Below are 2,249 nucleotides of genomic sequence, written 5' to 3' on the forward strand. Positions count from 1 at the left end.
TGATGACCGGTTAGGTAGGAGATCCAGGCATTTTCAGCGACGGCGGGTTGGCCGTCGGGTCCGCGCATCATCTTGAGCAAGGGCGCGGTGGCGGGATCGTCGCCGATGTATTCAAAAGTCTCGACGCGGGCGTGGCCCTCCATGTTCGATTGGCCGGCGAGGATGAAGACCTTGAGCGGCTTGGCTTCGGCGCAGACGGTGGCGAGGAGGAGGGAGGTGAGGAAGGTGAGGAAGGTGAGGAAGGTGGCGGTGGGTTTCATGGACAAGGGCCGAGTGGGAAGGGTTGAGGGGCTGGAGTTAGCGGTCTCCGCTGTGTTTGTGAGTCGAAGAGATCCATCTACGGCGGGTTCGGATCGGGCTTATCGCGCGGTCGGGGAATCAGCGCATCCAGCCCGCACGTCTTCGCTTCCGGCTTGGCTTTGGGCATCTAGTCAGGGGGGGCTGCCCTGAGGCTCGGCTAAGCTTCTTACATCCTGTTCAGTCGAATGATTAAAAAACGGGACTGACCCCTTTGACGCGGGACTGACCCCTTTGACGGACCCCTTTGACGTGAAGAGGCTTCCAGGCACGTTCATCGTCTCCGACCCGATCTCATCGCGTTAAGACTGACCCAACCGCGGCCCAAGCCCTCACCGAGGAATGCTTGAAAAACGGGGTCGACCACTGAGTTCCCCCTGAGACGACTGCTGCCAAGCTTCTAATGGTCGAAATCTAGGGCTGACCCCGCCGATATATCTATTCAGATAGCTCTGGCACCTTGAAATGCTCCGCTTCTCCTTCAAGCCCTTCTGCCATGAGGTATTTCCATGTTTGTCGATATGCTTCATTGCGCAGATCATCGCTTAGCTTCGCGTTCTTTAGCCACCCCGTGGCCTGCATAGAGTCCTTCACTAAGAAGCCGCGAAACGAGAGCTTGAACATCTCGACATCTCCCCTCCTTGCTGACCAAGCGCTTGATGTCTCAGGTGCTGTTTTTCCCCAATGGTCAGCGATGACTTGTAACTGGCTCGAACTTAACCAGGGCCGTTCATCGATATAGGCACCAACATCTTCGGACATTCTTACAACTGATCCAAAGTAGGCCTCTTCAACTCGGCTATCGACCACCTCAAAAATCTCTCTCAAATCATCTTCGGACCCAAAAGCGTAAAGTGGTCGGTCATTCTCAAAGTAGCTCGCCAAGCCCAGCTCAAGCAGCTGCCTAAACTCAGGAGACGCCTCAGTCATCATAGTAATCACTGACTTTCCCTCGAAGTGGGCAATCTGGATTGCAGTCGACGCGGCGTCGATAGTCGTTGAATCGGGAAGCTCTAGCGGTGCAACCTGAAGCACGCCATCTATCTGTAGTATACTATCGTCATTTCGGAAGAGCGCTTCGGCGAAGACTAATCGGCCAACGTCGGTGTTGATTTCCAAATCTGGAAGCAGAGCCTCGTCCTTGTCTGCATGCTTTCTGATCAACAGAGCCGCAATGATTGCTTCTTTCAGCGCTGTGTTCGGTTCATGCTCGTCCAGCCATTCGCCCAAGAATTTGGGTGCGTCTTCCAACTCGATCAGTTGACGACTGAGGGCCCTTCGTTGTCCTGGGCTTCGATTGGACCAGTCTTCCAAAAAACTAGCTAAGAAAATCCTGTCACCGCTATCGATAGCACCGCACAGCTTCTTTGCTTCAGTTTTGATCGATGGCCTAACAGCGACACTACCCACGGTCTCGCTTTCCTCAATCGCTTGTTGCTGATTTCCATCTTCTATAAAATTACCGCTTATGTCGGTAATCTTAAATATCCATGCTCCTACAGCTACGCAGCCAACCAAATACAAATAGTGCTTAACGGTCATCTTTTATCCAGAAGCGAGGTCTTAATGAGAATTTTCTAATAATCTTTTGATTGCAAGCACCCTTCTGAAACCTGATTAATGTCGATGGATCTGAATGTAATCATTGAGTCACAATATCTCGCAACAAGACCGGGCCCTGAAGACAAGGATACAAGACCTCATCTTTCAGAAAGAATTTGACGAAGCTTCGTTACTTCGGCAGTTGGGCCGATTCCATGACCAACGTTCACCATATTTTCGATAATCGCGCTCCACGTCGGCTCGGCGACGAAGCTTCTCAGCGTTCCCAGCTTTCGTCGAAGGGGTCTCGAAGGAGTCAGTTACGGTGATGGAATCAAGGGGGATTTTCGGGATATTTCGGGTTGAGGTTGATGCTGGAGATGGCGGGTTGGATCAAAGGGTTTTCCGGA

General features: G+C 52.2%; 1 protein-coding gene and 1 pseudogene. Both read right to left on the minus strand.

The features are described 5' to 3' along the window. A pseudogene (locus JIN81_RS18705) lies at positions 1–260 on the minus strand (sialate O-acetylesterase); the annotation flags it as partial. 475 nt (positions 261–735) lie between these two features. Beyond that, positions 736–1,839: a hypothetical protein gene (locus tag JIN81_RS18710; RefSeq protein WP_200283593.1), complete on the minus strand. Its 1,104-nt coding sequence runs from the start codon at positions 1,837–1,839 to the stop codon at positions 736–738. Positions 1,840–2,249: the final 410 nt, after the last annotated feature.

The organism is Haloferula rosea (assembly GCF_016595525.1).
GTDB lineage: Bacteria > Verrucomicrobiota > Verrucomicrobiia > Verrucomicrobiales > Akkermansiaceae > Haloferula > Haloferula rosea.

Excerpts from the sequence above, each read along its gene's own strand:
- JIN81_RS18710 (WP_200283593.1), bottom strand. The coding sequence starts at position 1,839 with ATGACCGTTAAGCACTATTTGTATTTGGTTGGCTGCGTAGCTGTAGGA.